At 65.0% G+C, this 17,461-nt stretch carries 13 protein-coding genes; 7 read left to right on the top strand and 6 right to left on the bottom strand.

The genetic code is table 11. The annotated features are described in order from the left end of the window. Positions 1-495, bottom strand: a 495-nt coding sequence (locus ACE3UY_RS17790) for a GntR family transcriptional regulator (protein WP_374688829.1), incomplete at its 3' end; no start/stop codon positions are given. A 371-nt stretch (positions 496-866) separates the two neighbouring features. Here ACE3UY_RS17790 and ACE3UY_RS17785 point away from each other — a divergent pair. After that, positions 867-2,594, top strand: coding sequence for a choice-of-anchor X domain-containing protein (locus ACE3UY_RS17785; protein WP_374688828.1), 1,728 nt, complete (start codon positions 867-869; stop codon positions 2,592-2,594). On the opposite strand, the gene ACE3UY_RS17780 is transcribed toward ACE3UY_RS17785, so the two are convergent. Continuing rightward, on the bottom strand, positions 2,587-3,318 hold the full coding sequence (locus ACE3UY_RS17780; protein WP_374688827.1) for a TIGR03936 family radical SAM-associated protein: 732 nt from the start codon (positions 3,316-3,318) through the stop codon (positions 2,587-2,589). The genes ACE3UY_RS17785 and ACE3UY_RS17780 overlap by 8 nt on opposite strands. A gap of 66 nt (positions 3,319-3,384) precedes the next feature. Here ACE3UY_RS17780 and ACE3UY_RS17775 point away from each other — a divergent pair, with 66 nt between their 5' ends. Beyond that, on the top strand, positions 3,385-4,962 hold the full coding sequence (locus ACE3UY_RS17775; RefSeq protein WP_374688826.1) for a LysM peptidoglycan-binding domain-containing protein: 1,578 nt from the start codon (positions 3,385-3,387) through the stop codon (positions 4,960-4,962). Positions 4,963-4,965: 3 nt separating this feature from the next. Here the strand turns inward: ACE3UY_RS17775 and ACE3UY_RS17770 are convergent, their stop codons facing one another. Beyond that, positions 4,966-5,313: an HIT domain-containing protein gene (locus ACE3UY_RS17770; protein WP_374688825.1), complete on the bottom strand. Its 348-nt coding sequence runs from the start codon at positions 5,311-5,313 to the stop codon at positions 4,966-4,968. 372 nt (positions 5,314-5,685) lie between these two features. Here ACE3UY_RS17770 and ACE3UY_RS17765 point away from each other — a divergent pair, with 372 nt between their 5' ends. After that, complete coding sequence (locus ACE3UY_RS17765; protein WP_374688824.1) at positions 5,686-8,127, top strand: PEP/pyruvate-binding domain-containing protein; 2,442 nt, start codon at positions 5,686-5,688, stop codon at positions 8,125-8,127. Between the two features lie 63 nt (positions 8,128-8,190). After that, a complete protein-coding gene (locus tag ACE3UY_RS17760; RefSeq protein ID WP_374688823.1) occupies positions 8,191-10,593 on the top strand; it encodes a PEP/pyruvate-binding domain-containing protein in 2,403 nt (800 codons plus the stop codon). Between the two features lie 48 nt (positions 10,594-10,641). Here ACE3UY_RS17760 and ACE3UY_RS17755 read toward each other — a convergent pair whose 3' ends face one another. Next, a complete protein-coding gene (locus tag ACE3UY_RS17755) occupies positions 10,642-13,380 on the bottom strand; it encodes a CBS domain-containing protein (RefSeq protein ID WP_374688822.1) in 2,739 nt (912 codons plus the stop codon). Between the two features lie 191 nt (positions 13,381-13,571). Between ACE3UY_RS17755 and ACE3UY_RS17750 the strand changes: the two genes are divergently transcribed. The 3 genes from ACE3UY_RS17750 (at position 13,572) to ACE3UY_RS17740 (ending at position 16,060) form a co-directional block, all read left to right on the top strand. Beyond that, positions 13,572-14,447, top strand: a complete 876-nt coding sequence (locus ACE3UY_RS17750) for a hypothetical protein (protein ID WP_374688821.1) — start codon at positions 13,572-13,574, stop codon at positions 14,445-14,447. 61 nt (positions 14,448-14,508) lie between these two features. Continuing rightward, positions 14,509-15,276 carry a lytic transglycosylase domain-containing protein gene (locus ACE3UY_RS17745; protein ID WP_374688820.1) on the top strand — a complete coding sequence of 256 codons (768 nt, stop codon included), beginning with the start codon at positions 14,509-14,511 and terminating at the stop codon, positions 15,274-15,276. A 184-nt stretch (positions 15,277-15,460) separates the two neighbouring features. Further along, positions 15,461-16,060, top strand: a complete 600-nt coding sequence (locus tag ACE3UY_RS17740) for a class I SAM-dependent methyltransferase (RefSeq protein WP_374688819.1) — start codon at positions 15,461-15,463, stop codon at positions 16,058-16,060. Here the strand turns inward: ACE3UY_RS17740 and ACE3UY_RS17735 are convergent. Next, positions 16,020-16,919 carry a DMT family transporter gene (locus tag ACE3UY_RS17735; protein WP_374688818.1) on the bottom strand — a complete coding sequence of 300 codons (900 nt, stop codon included), beginning with the start codon at positions 16,917-16,919 and terminating at the stop codon, positions 16,020-16,022. The genes ACE3UY_RS17740 and ACE3UY_RS17735 overlap by 41 nt on opposite strands. 12 nt (positions 16,920-16,931) lie before the next feature. Next, positions 16,932-17,429, bottom strand: a complete 498-nt coding sequence (locus ACE3UY_RS17730; protein ID WP_374688817.1) for an NUDIX domain-containing protein — start codon at positions 17,427-17,429, stop codon at positions 16,932-16,934. Positions 17,430-17,461: the final 32 nt, after the last annotated feature.

The following is a 17,461-nucleotide window of genomic DNA, read 5'->3' as shown; positions in this document are numbered from 1 at the left end:
GAGGGTATAGATGGGGTTGCCGGAACAAATGGTCAGCCAATGGTGCAATTGCCAATCGAAATGGGCAAAAGCGGCCGGCGCGTCACGTTCCAGCTCTGAGGCGTTGGCCAGAAAAGCGGCCACTTCGCCCCCGGCCCGCTCGACGGCGGCGCGCGTGTAGGCCGGGGCCAGATGCAGGCGAACTTCGAGTAGTTGTTCGACGAAATCCGGCGGCAGGTGGCGCGGGTGTTCGACCAGCTTGCTCAGGACGTTCAGTCCACCTTGCTGCCAGTAGTCGTTGATAACCGTCGCCTTGCCGTGGACAACGGTGAGCCAGCCGTCGCGCGCCAGTCGTTGGATGGCTTCGCGCAGCGCGGGCCGGGCCACGCCCAATTGCACCGACAGGGCGCGCTCGCCGGGAAGAACGGAGCCGGGTGGGAAGTCACCCTCAAGGATCGCCTCTAGCAAGACATTTTCGGCGTGCTGGCGCGGGCGCGTAGGGGCGGGCTGAACCATATAGCTCCATAACTGGTAAGTGGTCATACCAGTTGATGACACTATACTGCTTTATAGGGGGCGTTGTCAAGAGGGATAATCTTGACCTGATAGGTGGGCAGCCACAGGTTTCCGCCTGGCAGCGTGAATCAGGCCATCCACCCCTCAGGTCTGGGTTAGGCCGGCCTTGTGTATATTGACCATAGGGCAAAGGCCGATGTTCACGTATAATTCACCGTAGTTTTACAAGCTTTTTATCAGTGTTTGTCCGGTCGGTGCTATCTTCCTAGCAAGGGGCGATTCTTCGTCTTTGAGTCTCTGAGACGAGGAGGGCGGCCCAGGTCAACGAGCATACGAGCCAACCGGCAAGCGCTGAGAAGCGAGAGTAACTTATGAGCACCGCAAAATCATCCAAACCGGATGGTTCCAAGAAGAACGCCGACCCGGCCAAGCCCGAATCCGGCAAGAAAAGCAAATCGACGGGCTTCCTCGAATCCTCCGGCTTCAAGCCCACCTGGCTGGAAACGGGGCCGCTATCACCCGACGGGCTGCCGGATCCCATCCTGATCGATCAGAGCCAGTTGACCGCGGATGAGTTCGCGGCGCTGCAAGAAGAGTTGCAGCGCTTGTATAGCCAGGAAGCGCGTGAGGAAGCGACTGACGCCGAGCAACCGGCCACGCCGCCGGCCGCCGATGTGGCGTCCTCAGAGACGGCCGCCATGGAGGGCGCGCCCGGAACCGTCACCGCGGAAGCAGCAGCGCCCGACGAGCACCTGCCCGCTCCACTGGAAACAGCCATACTCCCCGAACCGGAGAGTACAACCCGGCCCATCGAGACCGCTATTCTGGATGCCGCGGCCGTTTTTGACGCGCCGGAACCGGAACCCACCCAAGCTCCTGACCTGCCGCCCTCCCCTCTCTCTGAAGAACCGGACGGAGCGCTTCCCCTCACCTTCCCCCAGGAGCCCCAGGAAAGTACTACCCATGAACCGCGCGTCGCCAGGCCGCGACGAGGCCCGCAATTCCAGCGCAGCCGCTCCACCGTCGCCCTGCTAACCCTTAGTCTGTTGCTATTGGCGACCGCGGCGCTGATCTACTTCGTCAATCCATTCACCCGGCTGGCGCTGGGCATGGCCTCGCTGGCGCGGCCGGCCGAGCCGGCCGGCGTCGCCCCGCCGCGCTCGGCCGACAGGGAGTGGTGCTTGCAAGGGGAGTTCCTGGATGGCTCGGCTGCCGCGCCGCGGCTGCTCGACGACGGCACGGGCGGCGACGTGTTGGCCCGCGACGGCGTTTACTCGCTAGATTACACGTTGCAGGAGCCGGGTGTCTATCACTGGCAGGTGGTCAATTGCGTTGACGCCTCATTGGTCTATCCCACCGCCCCGGCTTGGGTGACGACCGATCAGCCCGGCCCGGTGACCTTCGTATTTGACAGCAACGAGAGCGCCGACCGCCTCTTCTTCCCCATCCCCTTCGTCGTCAGCGCCATCGACGACGTGACCGACTATCGGCTCATCGGCAATTTCCAGGAGTGGAACCCCGATGATACCAGCGGACGGTTGGAGCCAATCAGCAGCGGCCTGTACCAGCAAGTACGCCGCATGGCCCGCCCCGGCAGCTATGAGGGGTACGTGATCGCCAACGGCGATCCCGACCTGGCGATAGACGCCTACGGCCGCACCACCGAGCCTATCCCCTTCTCGTTCGAGACACAACGCAACGGGGAGTACATCATCTTCCTGGTTGACATCGACCACGGCCGCGCCTCCGTCATGTACGACATGCCGCGACTCGTGACGCGGCTGGCCTTCGGTAACGGCTACCGCTGGTTGAGTCTGGCGTTGAGCGGGCTGGCCCTGTTGCTGTTGCTGGGTCTGCTGGTGCGCGCGCTCATTCTGGGCAACCCCCGGTTGCGCCTGGAAGCGGGCTGCCCGCGCTGCGGGGAGCAGGAGCTACTGCGCATCGCCCGGCGGAGCAGCGACCGCTTTCTGCACCGCCTCGGCTTCCCGGCCTACCGCTACCGCTGCCGGCACTGCACCTGGGAAGGGATGCGGCTGAGCGACGAGGGCAAATCCGTCTCGCCCGGCGCTTCCATCACCCAGGTGAGCCGCTTTAGCTAGGTGCATCGAGCCGCAGCCCAGTTCGATGCACCCAGGCATCGAGGGGGTCAAAGCCCAGCGCGGCCAGCACGTCCTCGGGCCGGCCAGTCTGTGTCGCCGTCTGCACCAGCCGCAACCAAAGGCGCGGCTGGCCCTCATCCTCCGACTCTACCCGGATGTCGAGGATGAGCGGGCGCAGATCAAAAGGCTGTGTCTGGTTGCCCTTGGGCCGGGCGCGCGTGCGCATGAGTGACTCGGCGGCCAGCAGCGCTTCGACCTCGCGCCGCAACACCGCGCCGTCCACCGGGTCGGGGAAGCGCACCACGTAGAGCGATTCGGCCATCATTTGTTGCAGCGAGGGCGCGCTCAACGCCACTTCGGCAACGGCCGTCACCTCGATACCCGGCGCCATCCGGGCCATCAAGCGCTGCCGGAACGCGGCCGCCTGCCCATCCGGCTCCAGAGGCGTTGGCTCGGTCAGCCAGACATCGGCCAACTCCGCCTCGCTGGTGTAGCCAAGCGGCAGGGCGGAAGCCAACGAGAGGCGCGGCCGGCGGTTGAAGCCCTGGGTGTAGGCAACGGGCAGGGCGGCCCGGTTGAGCGCCCGCTCCAGCGCGCGCGCCAGGTCGAGGTGGCTGATGTAGCGGGCGGGGCCGCCCTTGCTGAATGTCAGACGCAGCCGTTGGGCGGCGCTCTTGCCGACCGCCGGGATGGCGGTGTCGTTGGCTTGATTCTCGCGTTCCACAGAAGAACGAATACCATAGGAGAGCGATTTGGCAAATCGGCCCACGCTCACGGTACAATGGTGTCCATGTCGTCCGACAGCATTCGCCCCACCTCACGCCTCACCGCCGTTGCCCTGCTCATCCTTCTTCTGGCTGGCTGCGTGCGGCCGGGGCCGGGGGCAGCTGAGTTGCCCGAGTCATCCGGGGCGGCGAGCAGCCCCCAGCCCTCCGTGGCGGCCGTCGAGCCGACCTCATCCGCCCCTCTAAGCGCCCAACTGGGCACGCCCGTGCCGGAATACGCCGGCCAGCCGACGCCGGACGCGCCCCATCACGAGGCCAATGCCGCCACGGCGGGCACGACGGGCACGCACACCGTCGTGGCCGGCGAGTCGCTCGGCCAACTGGCGCAACGCTATGGCACGACGATCGAGGAGTTGGTGGCGCTCAACGGGCTGACCAATGCCGACGTTATCCAGGTCGGCCAGGCGCTCCAGGTTCCCGGCGTCGAGATTCAACAGGTCATCAGCCCCGACTTCAAGATCATCCCCGACAGTGAACTGGTCTACGGCCCGGCGGCGCGCGATTTCGACACCCGCGCCTTTGTCACCGGTCTGGGCGGTTACCTGCTACAGCACACGGAGGAAGTGGAAGGGCAAACGATGGACGGCCCCGCCATCCTCCAGCTGGTAGCCGACCGCCACAGCGTCAACCCACGGCTGCTGCTGGCCGTCCTGGAGCACGAAGCGGGCTGGGTGACGCAGGCCAACCCCGCGCCGCGCTCTCCCCTGCTCGGCTATTCGGGTACGAGCGCGCCCACGCTCTACAGCCAGCTCAGTTGGGCCGCGAATACGCTCAACCTGGGCTACTACGGCCGGAGCGAGGGCGGCTTGCGCAGCTTTAATCTGGGCGACACGACGCAGGTGCTCTTCGCGCCGACGATCAATGATGGCACAGCCGGGGTGCAGCGCCTGTTGGCAGCCAAGGATGGGGTCACGGAAGCGTCCTGGCGGGAGGATGCAGGGCCGGATGGCTTCAACGCCACGTATACGCGCCTGTTCGGCAACCCGTTTGGCTATACCTTCGAGCCCATTCTACCCTCCGACCTGACCCTGCCCGTCCTGGAACTACCCTGGCCGGCGGGCGAGACGTGGTACTACACCGGCGGGCCGCACGGAGCGTGGAATAGCGGCTCGGCCTGGGGCGCGCTCGACTTCGTGCCGCCCAGCGAGCAGGTGGGCTGCATTCAGTCCGATGCGTGGGTCACGGCGATGGCCGACGGCGTGGTGACGCGCAGCGGCCACGGCGCGGTCGTCGTCGACCTGGATGACGAGAGCGGCCAGGCGGATGGGTATGCCGGCACGGGCTGGGCCATCACCTACATGCATCTGGAAACGCGCGACCGCGCCGCGTTGGGCCAGCGCGTGCACACGGGCGACCGGCTGGGCCATCCGTCCTGCGAGGGCGGTTTCTCCAACGGGACGCACCTGCACATTACGCGCAGTTACAACGGCCGCTGGATCAGCGCCGACGGCGAGCGGCCGTTCGAGATGAGCGGCTGGGTTTCCTCCGGCGCGGGCGCGGAGTATGATGGGTATCTGACCCGCGGCGAGATCGTCCGGGGCGCGTGCGTCTGTCGCGAAGAAGTTAATGCGGTCAGTCAGTGACCACTAATTCCGAGCCACCATCGGCCCCATCCGTCGCCCGCCCAACAGGTGCATGTGGAGGTGAAAGACTTCCTGCCCCCCGTCGCGGTTACAGTTGATGATCAGCCGGTAGCCGCTCTCGGCGATGCCCTCCTGCGCGGCGATCCGTCCGGCCACCAACAGCATCCGGCCGGCGGCGGCGGCATCCTCTTCACTCAGGTCGTTGACCGTGGCTACCGCCTTATTGGGCACGATCAAGATATGCGTCGGGGCCAGAGGGTGGATGTCGCGAAAGGCGGTCACCAGTTCATCCTGATAGACAATATCGGCCGGTATCTCTCCGCTAATGATCTTCTCGAAAATTGTCGTCATGGTGCTGTCTCCGTTCGGTAGTGGTCAGTGGTCGGTACTGACCGCTGCTTACTGCTCACTCTCCACTGCCCACTATTCCAAGCCGTTTTACCGGGAAACAGGCGGGCGGGCAAGCTTTCAAGGCGTTTCAGTAGGCGGCCACAGCGCCCAGACCTGACAGGTGGACGGCCAATGGCGCTCTGACAAGAATGAAACTTGGGGCCGCCACCTGTCAGGTCTATAGTCGGTTAGCTACTACTGAAAGGCTTTGGGCAAGCATTACGGACGGCCGCGACCTGCTATAATAGTGAGCAAGAGTCGGCGTGACGCCGGCGATCCAGGTCATGCCGGCGCGGGCATACCGGCCGGTCGCGCGATTGTGGAAAGGAACCCATGTCATCAGTAGTACCACCCCGCAGTGTGACGCCGACCATCGACATTTACATCAAGCTCGCCCGCTATCCCATCCTGGCCGACAAGATCAGGGCCCGAATGCGGCAAGAGCTGTTCCGGCGCGGGGTGGTCGACGAAGGGACGTTCGAGGGAGAAGTGCGGCAGAAGGCGATCGAGTCGCAGCGGCGGGAGCGATTGACAGACCCCTATGGTCAGGAGGAGACGCAGACGTGGCAGAGGCGCAAGGCCCGAGTGCGCGACGCCCAGACCGATGCCTACTTCGCCCGCCACATTGGGCTGGCCGCGCTGGAGGGCATTATCCGCGAGGTGTTACAGCAGCAGCCGCGCCCCTCCTCCTCCCCGCAACTCACTTTCAACCCGGAGATCGCGCCCTGGGAAGTCCTGTTCCGCCAGGGCGAATTGTATGAGCGCCTGCCCGCTGAGCAGCACGAAGCGGTTCAGCACCATCTGGAGGAGATCAAGGTGGTGCTCATCAAGCGAATGATTAGCGACCAGTTACCCTACATCGCCGTCGCCAAGCGCATTTTCACTATCGCCGACCTGCGCGCCATTTACGCGCGGCGGATCGGCAGCGGGAAGATCGGCGGGAAGGCGGCGGGGCTGATGCTGGCCTGGCGCATCCTGATGGCGGGGCCGGATAGGCACCCCGCGCCACCGGATGGCCCGGTTCAGAATGCCGCGGCCCTAAGCTCGCCGGCGAATTCCGCCGATATTGCCATTCCTGACTCTTACTTCATCGGCACCGAAGTCATCTATGACTTCCGGCTGGCCAACGGCCTGGAGCACTGGATGAACCAGAAGTACCGCAGCCTGGCCGAGATTCGCGAAGAGTATCCCAAGATCGTCGAGGCGCACCTGGCGGGGGAGATGCCGGCGGCGATCGTGGAGCGGCTGCGCGAGGTGCTGACAGCCATGGGTAAAGCGCCACTCATCGTGCGGTCATCCAGCCTGCTGGAAGATAATTTCGGTTACGCCTTCGCCGGCAAATACAACAGCTACTTCTGCCCCAACCAGGGTACCCCGGACGAAAATCTGGCGGAACTGCTGGACGCTATCCGGCGGGTGTATGCCAGCACGCTGAACCCGGATGCCATACTGTACCGCCAGAAACATGGGCTGATCGATTATGACGAGCGGATGGCGGTGCTGGTGCAGCGGGCCATCGGCCGTCGCCAGGAGGGGTATTACTTTCCCACCCTGGCCGGAGTGGGCTTCAGCCAGAACCCATTTCGCTGGCACAGCCAGATCCGGCGCGAGGACGGCTTCCTGCGTCTCGTCTGGGGCTTCGGGACGCGAGCGGTGGAGCGGGTGAGCAACGATTACCCACGCCTGATCGCGCTGAGCCACCCGCAACTACGGCCGGAGACGACGGCGCGCGCCATCCGCCAGTACGCGCAGTGGTACATCGACGTGATCGACCTGAAGGACAACAGCTTCCGCACGCTGCCGGTCGTCGACGTGTTGCATCGGAACTACCCTTACCTGCGGTACATCGCCTCGATCTACCGCGGCGACTACATGGAGGATATGGTCTCCTCCGGTTCCCTGCGGGGGGACGACGAGTACGTCCTGACGTTCAATGGCTTGACGAAAGATCGACGGTTCATCGAGCTCATGCGCGGGGCGCTGCAACGGCTGGAGCGGGCCTATGGGCGGCCGGTGGACATGGAATTCATCGTGGACATCATCCCCAACCAGCCGCACACGGAGTATCGGCTCCACCTGCTACAATGCCGGCCGCTAAGCCAGCGAGTGGATGAGGGGGCCATTGTCATCCCCAGGGACATCCCGCCCGAGGCCATTCTCTTTCGCGCCCGTCGCCTCGTCCCCGATGGCCGAGCCGAGGACATTCGCTATATCGTCTACGTTGACCCAGAGCGCTACCACCTCGTTCCGAACCCCACCATCAAGCATGAACTGGGCCGTGCCATCGGCCGGCTCAATAAGCGGCTTGAGGATGAGCACTTCATCCTCATGGGGCCTGGTCGCTGGGGTAGCGTCAACATCGATCTGGGCGTCCACGTGACCTATGCCGATATCCACAACACCAAGGTATTGGTAGAGATGGCCGTCGCCCGCAATGGTTATGCCCCCGAACTGTCCTACGGCACTCACTTCTTTCAAGACCTCGTCGAGGCCGGCATTCACTCTCTGGCGGTTCATGTCGAAGAAAGCAAAGGCGTGGCGGAGGCCGCCGGCAACAGAGGCGCTAAATGGAGTGAAAGTCGCGGACGAGATAGTGATTTCAATTGGCGGTTTTTCAGAGAGGCGCCGAACTGCCTGGCCGAGCTATCGCCAGGCGACAAAGACCTGGCCGGCTACCTGAAGGTCATTGACCTGAGCGCTCTCCCCGGCTCCCCTCGCCTCAGCGTTCTCATGGACGGCGCCCGCGAGGAAGGGGTGGGCTTCCTAACTTTCTAGTGGTTATGGGGCAGCGATCAGTACTGACCACTGCCCAGTGCTCATTCTCGAACAGGAACTCTCATGACCGACACCCGCCCCTCCACCATCACCCCGGCCATCGATGTCTACGTCAAGCTTGCCCAATTCCCCATCCTGGCTGATCGCGTGCGCGAACGCATGCGCCAGGAACTCTTCCGGTTCGGCGTCGTCGAGCCCGATGCCTTCGAATTGGAAGTGCGCGAGCAGGCCATGGAGTCCCAGCGCCTTGAAGGCCTGGGCGATCCCTACTATGAAGAGGACTCGGCCACCTGGCAACTGCGCCTGGAGCGCATCCGCGACTTCCACACCGACGCCTACTTCGCCGACAACTTCGGCAGCGCCCGCCTCGATGCCCTCCTCGACGACGTACTCAACAGCCGGCCCGCTCCCCTTGAGACCCGGCCCATTTCCTTCAACCCCGAGATCGCCCCGTGGGAAATGCTCTTCCAGCAAGGCGAGATCTACGAGCGCATGCCGTCCGATCAGTTGGAAAACTACGGCCACCACTTGGAAGAGATCAAAGTCGTCCTCATCAAACGCTTGATGAGCGACCAATTGCCGTTCATCGGCGTAGCCAAGCGCGTCTTGCGGATCGCTGATCTGCGACACATCTACCAGAGCTTGATCGGCACAGGTAAGATCGGCGGTAAGGCGTCGGGAATGATTCTGGCGGTACGTATCTTGCAGGAGAGGGAGGGGCAGCGGGCCATGGGTGGGGCGCTGGAGTCCCTGGAGAGTGTAGGCAAAGTGGAGATGCCGGACTCGTATTTTGTGGGGACGGACGCGATCTATGAGTTCTTTCTGGCGAATAAGCTGGAACACTTCATGAATCAGAAGTACCGCTCCGTGCGGGAGATTCGGGAGCAGTACCCGGTTATCCTGGAAGCATTCCTGGCTGCCGAGTTGCCCGATTATCTGATGACAGAGATTCGGGAGGTGGTGCAATCTCTGGGCGACAGCCCACTCATCGTCCGCTCCTCAAGCCTGCTGGAAGACAACTTCGGCTTCGCTTTTGCCGGCAAGTACAACAGCTTCTTCTGCGCCAATCAGGGCACGCTGGATGAGAATGTGGCCTGTGTGTTGGACGCGATCAAACGCATTTATGCCAGTTCGGCCAACCCTGACGCGCTGCTCTATCGCAAGCGGAACAATTTAATAGACTACGACGAGCGCATGGCCATCCTCTTGCAGCGGGTGACAGGCCAGTGGCGCGGCCGGTATTTTTATCCCGACCTGGCTGGCGTGGGCTTTAGCCGCCACCCGTTCCCCTGGTCGCCCGATATTCGGGCCGACGAAGGGTTTTTGCGGCTGGTCACAGGGTTGGGGACGCGGGCGGTGGATCGAGTGTCACAGGATTATCCCCGCTTGATGTCCTTGAGCCATCCGCGTCTGCGGCCGGAAGACTCGGTCGAGGGCAAGCGCAACTTCGCCCAGCGTTTTATGGCGGCGGTAGACCGAATCAGCAACACCATGGTGACCGTGGCCGTGCGCGAGGGGTTGGCGTCGGCGGCGGGGCTGCGGCCGCTGGTAGCCTCGCTCGATCTGGGCGACCGGCTGGCCCCACTGCCGCCGGACGGGTCGCTCGCCCCGGACCAGCCTATGGTGATGACTTTTGACGGTCTGGCCGATGACCCCGGCTTTGTCGAGATGATGCGCGAGGTGCTGCAACGGCTGGAGGAAGCGTATCGTGGCCCGGTGGACATGGAGTTCGCCATCAACGTGGAGGAGTCGAAAGAGCCGGCCGGGCCGCGGCGGGTGTACCATCTATCCATCTTGGAATGCCGGCCGCTCTACCGGCGCGCGCCCAGCGACGAAGCCGACCTCACTGCCGCCGCCGAGGTGGCTACGGGTGAGAGCCGGCAGTTATTCTGCCTGCCGACGCTGCTGCCGGCCGCCGCGGTCAGGGATATCGAATACCTGGTGTTCATTGATCCTGAGTGCTACTACAACCTGGAGAACGAAGACCAGCGGCAAGCCGTGGCCCAAACGGTGACAGCGCTGAACGACCGGCTGCCGGCGGGGCGCTTTGGGCTGCTAGGCCCCGGGCGTTGGGGCAGCCAGAACAGCCGCCTCAGCGTGCCCGTCACCTACAGCGACATCTGCAACAGCCGCCTGCTCATTGAGATTAGCCCCCCCTACACCCCCGCGCCAGAATTCGCCTATGGCACCGACTTCTTCGAGGACGTGGTGGAGGCGGGCATCTTCGTGCTGGGCATTCAGCCAACAGAGGGGAGCCCGACAGAGGGGGAGCCTCTGTTGGGCGGCGGGGTGATGGATTGGCAGCTTCTGCGCGAATCGCCCAACAAGCTAAGCGAGGTTCTGCCGCGCGGGGCCGAGCAGCCGGCCTGCGTCCGTGTCATCGACCTGCGCGCGGTGGCCGGCACACCCCTCCAAATCGTCATCGATGACGAGACGAGGGAGGCGATCGCGTGCTTTCAGCAGTAAGTAGTGGTCAGCGGTCAGTGCCGAGCACTGACCGCCGACCACTGCTTACTACTTGCTGCCAACCCACTCCTCCAACAACGCCCGCTCCCCCGCCTCATCGGTTACTTCGCCGTCGAGCCGGGCGGCCAGGAGGCGGTCAAGGATGCGGCTGTAGATGGGGCCGGGAGACAGGCCGGCGCGGCGCAAATCGTCGCCGGTGATAAGGGGCCGCACTGCCCGCCACTCCGCCACATACCGGTCGAGCCACTCATTGATCCGCAGGCTCAGGTCGAGCAACCGCGCCGTCAGCAGCGTGCGCAGCGCGAACGGTTCCAGGGCGCGGACGATTTCGCTAGGACGGGGTTCAGGGGCAGAGGGAACATCCGCAGATTTGGCAGATTCAGAAGAAAAGGGAGCAAGGCCGGCGTCGCCGCTGAGACGGCTCAAGGCCGTCCGCAGGCTGTCGAGCGCCAGCAGGTCTTGCAGCGTCGCCTTGCGCACGCGCAGGCGGCGGGCCACCTGTTCCGGGATGGGCGGCGCGAACGGAGCCAACCATACCGCGAAGTAGAAGAACACCGCCGGGCTGCTGCGATACACCGGCCCCCACAGAGGATGGTCCGCATAAGCCGGGATGCGGCCGAAAACGGCCGCCGTCTCGGGTCGCCACGACAGATCGGGGTGCAGGTGGCGCAGCACGCCAAGCGCGTCGAGCCGCTCCATCACCTGGATGGGGTTGGCCTCCGTCAGCGCCAACTCGATCTCGTTGCGGATACGCTCCCCCGTGACGCGATCGAGCAGCGGCAGGGCGGCGTCGATCAACTCGGCCGTGCCTTCCTCCAACGTGAAGCCGAGGCGCTGCTCCAGACGGACGGCGCGGAGAATGCGGGTGGGGTCGTCCACAAAGCTGAGGCTGTGGAGGACGCGGATGATGCCGCGGCGCAGATCGCGCCGGCCGCCGTAAAAGTCGAGCAGTTGACCCAGGTGCGCCCCGTCCAGCCGTATCGCCAGCGTGTTGATGGTGAAGTCGCGGCGGTGGAGGTCAAGCTTGATCGAGCCCGGCTCTACGTCGGGCAGAGCGGTCGGTCGCCGGTAGAACTCCTTGCGCGCCGTCACAAAGTCAATCTGAGCCGGGGCGGCCGCAGCCTGCTCCCCCTCGCCCCCGCCATTCTGTGCGGACACACGGGCGGCTGACTCGATGGCTGTGTACTGCCCATCGCCTAGCGACCATTTGGCCGTACCGAACCGGCCGTGGCTGTGGACTTCACCGCCGAAACGGGCGCTGAGTTCTTCAACCAGGCGGATCGCGTCGCCCTCGACCACGATATCGAGGTCCATGGGTGGCTTGCCGAGCAGCAGGTCGCGCACCAGGCCGCCGACAAAATAGATCGGCATGCGCAATTGGGCGGCCGTCTCACTGACCACGCGCACCACGGCCCACAGGGCGGGTGAGAAAGAGCGCGCCAGCAGCGGTCGCAGATCGCTCTCCGGCAACTCCGGCGGCTGCTTGAAGAGCGCCCCCAGCACATCGGTGCGGGTGACGATACCGATGGGCCAGCCACTCCCCGGCTCCCCGGCGCCCCGGCTTCCCTGCTCCGCCAACACCGGAATCTGCCCCCAGCCCTCGGCGGCCATCAGTTCCTGCACGCGCTCAATGGAGTCGGAGGGGCGGACGGTGATGTTGCCGGCGCGCATGATGCGACTGACCGGCTGGCCGCCCATCTCGTGGCTCATGGCCCGATCCACGGCGCGGCGGGTGACCAGACCGACCACGCGCTCCTGACGCTCATCGATGACCGGGTAGCCCTCGTGGCCATGCTTTTGCATCAGCGCGGCAACCTCGGCAATGCGCGCCGTAGCCGCCACAGTCAGCACGCCGTGGGACATGATGGCAGCGACACGCAAGGTGGGCAACACGGCCTCAGACAATACATCCCGCACCTGGGCCACGACAGCCGGCAGCCGCCCGCCCACGATCATCGCCGCCGCCGCCCGGCTGTGCCCCCCGCCGCCCAGCGCGCGCGCCACCAACCCGGCATCGATCTCGTCCACGGCGCTGCGGGCTACCAGTTGCACCCCATCGCCCAACTGTACCAGTACGAACAGCCCATCGGGTGTCAGCGCCTCGCGCAAGCGGTGGGCGACAGAGGAGATCTCATCGTCGAAGCCGGTCGGGGCAACGGCCGCGGCCACGGCGATCGGCCGCTCCTCGATGCGCAGCCACTCCACCTGGCGCAACAGCAGGTCATAGAGCTGTTGCTGCGCCTCGGAAAGGGCGATATTGAGAAAGCGCCGGGCGACGCCCAACTGCGCGCCCGCTTCCAACAGGCGGGCCACGGCGCGCACGTCGCGAACGGTGGTGGTGTCATAGGTCAGCCCGCCGGTATCCTCATAAATGCCCAGCAGCAGCAGAGTGGCTTCCTCCGGCGTCAGCACCAAGCCGTGCGCGCCCAGCCGCTCCACCAGCAGGGTGGTCGTCGCCCCCACCGCCTCAACCTGGTAGGTCCAGCCCGGTTTGGACGGCTGGCCCAGATGGTGGTCAATGACGTGGACAGTGGGATGGGCCGATAAGCCCCGCACGTTGCCCACGGTTTGCGTGTCTACCAGGATGACGCGATCGATGGGCCGCCGCCGCCAGTCGTCGGCCCGCACGAACGGCAGCATGTCCCAATAGAGGTTGAGGAACTGCTGCACGTTGCGGTTCACCGCGCGCGGTAGCAGAGGCGTCGCCTCCGGGTAGAGCTTCTTTGCCCCCAGTTGGGAGGCTACCGCGTCGAAATCCGTCTTCTCATGCGTCAGGATCAGCGTCATAAGGGGATTATACACGAACGGCAAGATGGGCGGATTTCACAGAGAGGCTAGGCCACTATGCGTATTGACTTCAGGCGGCCATTCATGCTATGATGTAGCACACAATAGAACACGTGTTCTATGGCCGAGGGAACTGCGACCCCACGGGCAAGAGGAACGACAGTGCGGTTCAGATGAGAGGAGAGTGGGACATGATCAAGGGTACAAATGGCTCGCTGGAATTCAATATGGCGGGGCGCGAAGCGGTGTCGCGCAAGACGATCATCGCCGTCATTCTTGGCGTGGCGCTGATCGCGTTCGAGATCTTCAACTTCGACACGACGCAGTTCGCGCTGAAGAACCTGCTGGGTGAAGTCAGCTTCGCCAAGGTTATGTGGGCGACGATCCTGGCTATCGCCTTCTGCGCCATCGACTTCGCCGGCCTGGTACGCATCTTCACGCCGCAGCGAGGGATGGAAGAGCCGCGGGCGGTCTGGTTTCTGACCGGGGCATGGTTCCTGGGAACGATCGCCAACTCCATCATGACCTGGTGGGCCGTGTCGCTGACGCTGCTGAGCCACGATTTCGGCAACGAGGTGCTGAGCCGGGAGATGTTGCTGCGCTATGTGCCCATCTTCGTGGCTATGCTGGTGTGGCTGACGCGCATCCTGTTCATCGGCGCGTTCTCCATCACCGGCGAGGACTTGTTCGAGATGAACCGCAAGCCAGCCGCGGCTCCGGCCCGTCCGGAGCGCCCTGCCGCGCAGCCGGCCGCGCCGGCCATGACGGCCGCCAAGCCGGCCGCCGCGCCGCGCGCCGCCGCCCGCCAGGAGCCGGCCCACCGCAGCCCCACGCCCCACCCCAAGCCCAGCCAGCCGGCGGTCGCCTCCCAACCGCTCAGCTATGAGCCGGTGGACGAGCCGGTCAACAGCCAGCCACCGGCCCCCAAGACGAACGGCAATGGCGCGGCGCGGCCGACTTCCCGTATTAACCGGCAGCCGCCGATGCCCGGCCGGCCGAACGTGCCCGTGCCCGGTAAGATGCACGCCGGGCCAACCGACAACCGCCGGCAAGGGCCGTTGAATTGATGCGACGCACGGGTAACGGTACACTACGATGACTGCCTTACAGGATACATCCATCTACTTTATGGACTCGCCTCTGACCGAGACGGACGACGAGTATTACGGCTGGGCGGAAGCGGCCCAGTGGGTTCCGGCCGACCCGATGGCCGCCGTGCAGCAGCGCATGGTGCTCATCCTGGCCGCTGCCGTGGTGTTCGTCGTCGCCTTCGGCCTATGGGCGACACGCATGAGCGGGCTGGGCGTCGGCAGCACGGCGGCCGAGGTGGCCGCGCCGGCCAACACGACTGAGCAGGAAGCGGCCGAGCAGGCTCCCGCCCCTGCGCCGGTTGTTACGGGCGCCATCGCGCCGCTCTTCACCCGCGAAGTGCAACAGTGGGCGCCGCAGATCGTCGCCTGGGCGGCCGAGTTCGGTATTGATCCGAACATGGCCGCTACGGTCATGCAGATCGAATCGTGCGGCGACCCGAACGCGCAATCGGGCGCCGGCGCACAGGGCTTGTTCCAGGTGATGCCGTTCCACTTCTCGGCCGGCGAGAATATGCAAGACCCGGATACGAACGCGCGGCGCGGCATGGCTTACCTGGCGCAAGGGCTACAGATGACAAATAACGACGCCGGGCTATCCTTCGCCGGCTACAACGGCGGCCACGGCACGGCGGCCAAGGGCTGGGACGCCTGGGCGGCCGAGACGCAGCGCTATTACGTCTGGGCCACGGGCATCTATAAGGACGCCATGGCCGGTAGCGCGACGAGCGAGACGCTCAACCAATGGTTGGCGGCCGGCGGCGCGGGGCTGTGCCAGCAGGCGGCGGCCCGGCTTGGCCTTCAGTGATTCTTAGGTAGCAGTCTACATCCCCTTTAGCTGCGAAAGAGCAGTCGCGTCCCTCCCTCCGCGACTGCTCTTTCGTATGAGAAGAGAAGAATCCACAGATTTCACAGATTACGCAGATTATTTGGATCGGGGTAATATCGGCGGCCGGGTGGCGATTGCGCCAGTCCTCAGGCTTATGGATTACGTGGAACCACACCATTACGATCGGGGCATGCGGCTGCTGGAGCGGCTCAGCCTGGAGCGCTTGCGCCGCGGGCTGCTGCGCGAGGCGCGCGGCGCGGTGCTGGAACTGGGGACGGGGACGGGCGCCAATCTACCGCTGTATGGCCGCGACGTACAGGTGACGGCCATCGATGTGCGACCAGGTCACCTGGCCGCTGCGGGCAGGAAGGCGCGCCGCGCCGGTATGGCCGCGACGGTGGTCTGCGCCAACGCCCAGGATTTGCCTTACGCCGACGCCGCGTTCGACACGGTGGTGGGCACGCTCGTCTTTTGCAGTATTGACCGGCCGGAGGCGGCGCTGGCGGAGGTTCGGCGCGTCTTGCGGCCCGACGGCCGGCTGCTGCTGCTCGAACACGTGCGCGGGCTGACACCCTGGTCCCGCCGCCTGACCGACTGGCTGCACCCGCTGTGGTTCGCCCTGCAAGGGGAGTGCCGCCTGAACCGCGAGACAGCGGCCACGGTAGCCGCGGCGGGCTTCCACCTTGACCACACCGCCTCCCACGGCCGCGGCCTTCTCCAGATTATCCGGGCCACGCCAATAGCAGAGCCACACCGGCCATAGCCAGCAGCGTGCCGACGATGGCCCGCGAGCTGACGCGGTGACGATAGACAAGATACTCCAGGGGGATCAGGATGACCGGCGGCAGAGCCATCAGCGTCGAGGCAATGCCCAGGCGGGCATGCTGGACGGCGACGAGCGAGAACCAGATGCCCAGGAACGGCCCGACGGCCGACGCGGCGATCAGCGCCCCCAGCACCCGCCGGTCGCGCCACTGCCGAACCGTATGGGCCGCCTGACCCTGGACCAGCGCCAGGCCCCACACCACGACGGCCGCGATGAGGATGCGGATGATGGTGGCCGAGAGGGCCGGAAAGTCATCCACCAGCGCGTAGCGGGCCGTGACCAGGTTCGCCACCTGCCCCACCGCCCCCAGCAAGGCGTAGAACAGGCCGCGCCGGTAAGCGCGCTTGTCGGTCAGGCGCGGATCGGTCTGGCCCTCGCTGACGACCCAGGCGATGCCGGCTACGGCCAGCAGCACGCCCGCCAGCTCCATCAGGGCGACGGTCTCGCCGAAGAGCAGCCAGCCAAAGAGGGTGCTGAAGATGGGCACGGTGGACATCATCAGCATGCCCAGCCGCGGCCCGATCAACACGTAGGCGTGAAACAGGAAGGCGTCGCCGAGCACTAACCCCAGCAGACTCGAGACCGCCAGCCAGCCCCAGCGGAATGGTTCGACGCCGGTGGGGAAGACAGCGCCCTCCAGCAGAAAGTGGGCGATCAGCAGAAAAAGAAAGGCGAAGAGCAGCCGGCTGCGGTTGACGACCGTCGAACCGACACGGCGGCCGCTGTAGCTCATCAGAATAGCCGTGCATGACCAGCAAAGGGCGGTAGCCAGGGCGGCCAGTTCTCCCAGAAACATAGTATGGTGTCGCTACTCGGCCGGCCAGGGCGGCTCTTGTTCTTCCAGGTAAAGTGCGCCCTCCGCCTCCAACCGCTCCAGGCAGCGGGCCACGCGCCGCCGCAGCCGCCGCTTCAGCAGGGCGAGGGCCTCGGCCGGTTCCATGAAGCGGTATTCGCTCAACTCCTTGTGCGGCAGCCGGATGCAGGCGATGGTCTCGGCCGGCAGGACGCCGCCGTGGAAGATGAAGTTGAGACTCTCTGTGCGGTGGGCCGTCTCGCCCGCGTAGTCCACGCTCAACAACCCCAGCGGCCGGCATTCTATGCCCAACTCCTCGCGAATCTCGCGCACGCAGGCCCGCAGTGGGGACTCGCCGGCCTCCACCACGCCCCCCGGAATCTCCCAGCCGTCCTTGTAGGTCGGGTTGACGATGAGCAGCCGGCCCACCTCGTCGAAGAAGAGGCAGCCGGCGCTGATGCGTTTCTTGGGCAGCCCTTGCTGATAGGTCTTACGGTCTACTCGCTCGGCCATCGGTATTTCCGGAAACGGTCACTGATCTGGCG

This window comes from Promineifilum sp. (SeqCode) (assembly GCF_041918635.1).
Taxonomy (GTDB): domain Bacteria; phylum Chloroflexota; class Anaerolineae; order Promineifilales; family Promineifilaceae; genus Promineifilum.
The sequence above is the reverse complement of the archived record's forward strand: the minus strand, read 5'-3'. Positions and strand labels throughout refer to the sequence as shown.

Bases quoted from the DNA above. Each gene is read 5' to 3' on its own strand.
- ACE3UY_RS17765 (WP_374688824.1), top strand. From the start codon at position 5,686: ATGTCATCAGTAGTACCACCCCGCAGTGTGACGCCGACCATCGACATT.
- ACE3UY_RS17730 (WP_374688817.1), bottom strand. From the start codon at position 17,429: ATGGCCGAGCGAGTAGACCGTAAGACCTATCAGCAAGGGCTGCCCAAG.
- ACE3UY_RS17735 (WP_374688818.1), bottom strand. From the start codon at position 16,919: ATGTTTCTGGGAGAACTGGCCGCCCTGGCTACCGCCCTTTGCTGGTCA.
- ACE3UY_RS17750 (WP_374688821.1), top strand. From the start codon at position 13,572: ATGATCAAGGGTACAAATGGCTCGCTGGAATTCAATATGGCGGGGCGC.
- ACE3UY_RS17775 (WP_374688826.1), top strand. From the start codon at position 3,385: ATGTCGTCCGACAGCATTCGCCCCACCTCACGCCTCACCGCCGTTGCC.
- ACE3UY_RS17745 (WP_374688820.1), top strand. From the start codon at position 14,509: ATGGACTCGCCTCTGACCGAGACGGACGACGAGTATTACGGCTGGGCG.
- ACE3UY_RS17760 (WP_374688823.1), top strand. From the start codon at position 8,191: ATGACCGACACCCGCCCCTCCACCATCACCCCGGCCATCGATGTCTAC.
- ACE3UY_RS17785 (WP_374688828.1), top strand. From the start codon at position 867: ATGAGCACCGCAAAATCATCCAAACCGGATGGTTCCAAGAAGAACGCC.
- ACE3UY_RS17755 (WP_374688822.1), bottom strand. From the start codon at position 13,380: ATGACGCTGATCCTGACGCATGAGAAGACGGATTTCGACGCGGTAGCC.
- ACE3UY_RS17770 (WP_374688825.1), bottom strand. From the start codon at position 5,313: ATGACGACAATTTTCGAGAAGATCATTAGCGGAGAGATACCGGCCGAT.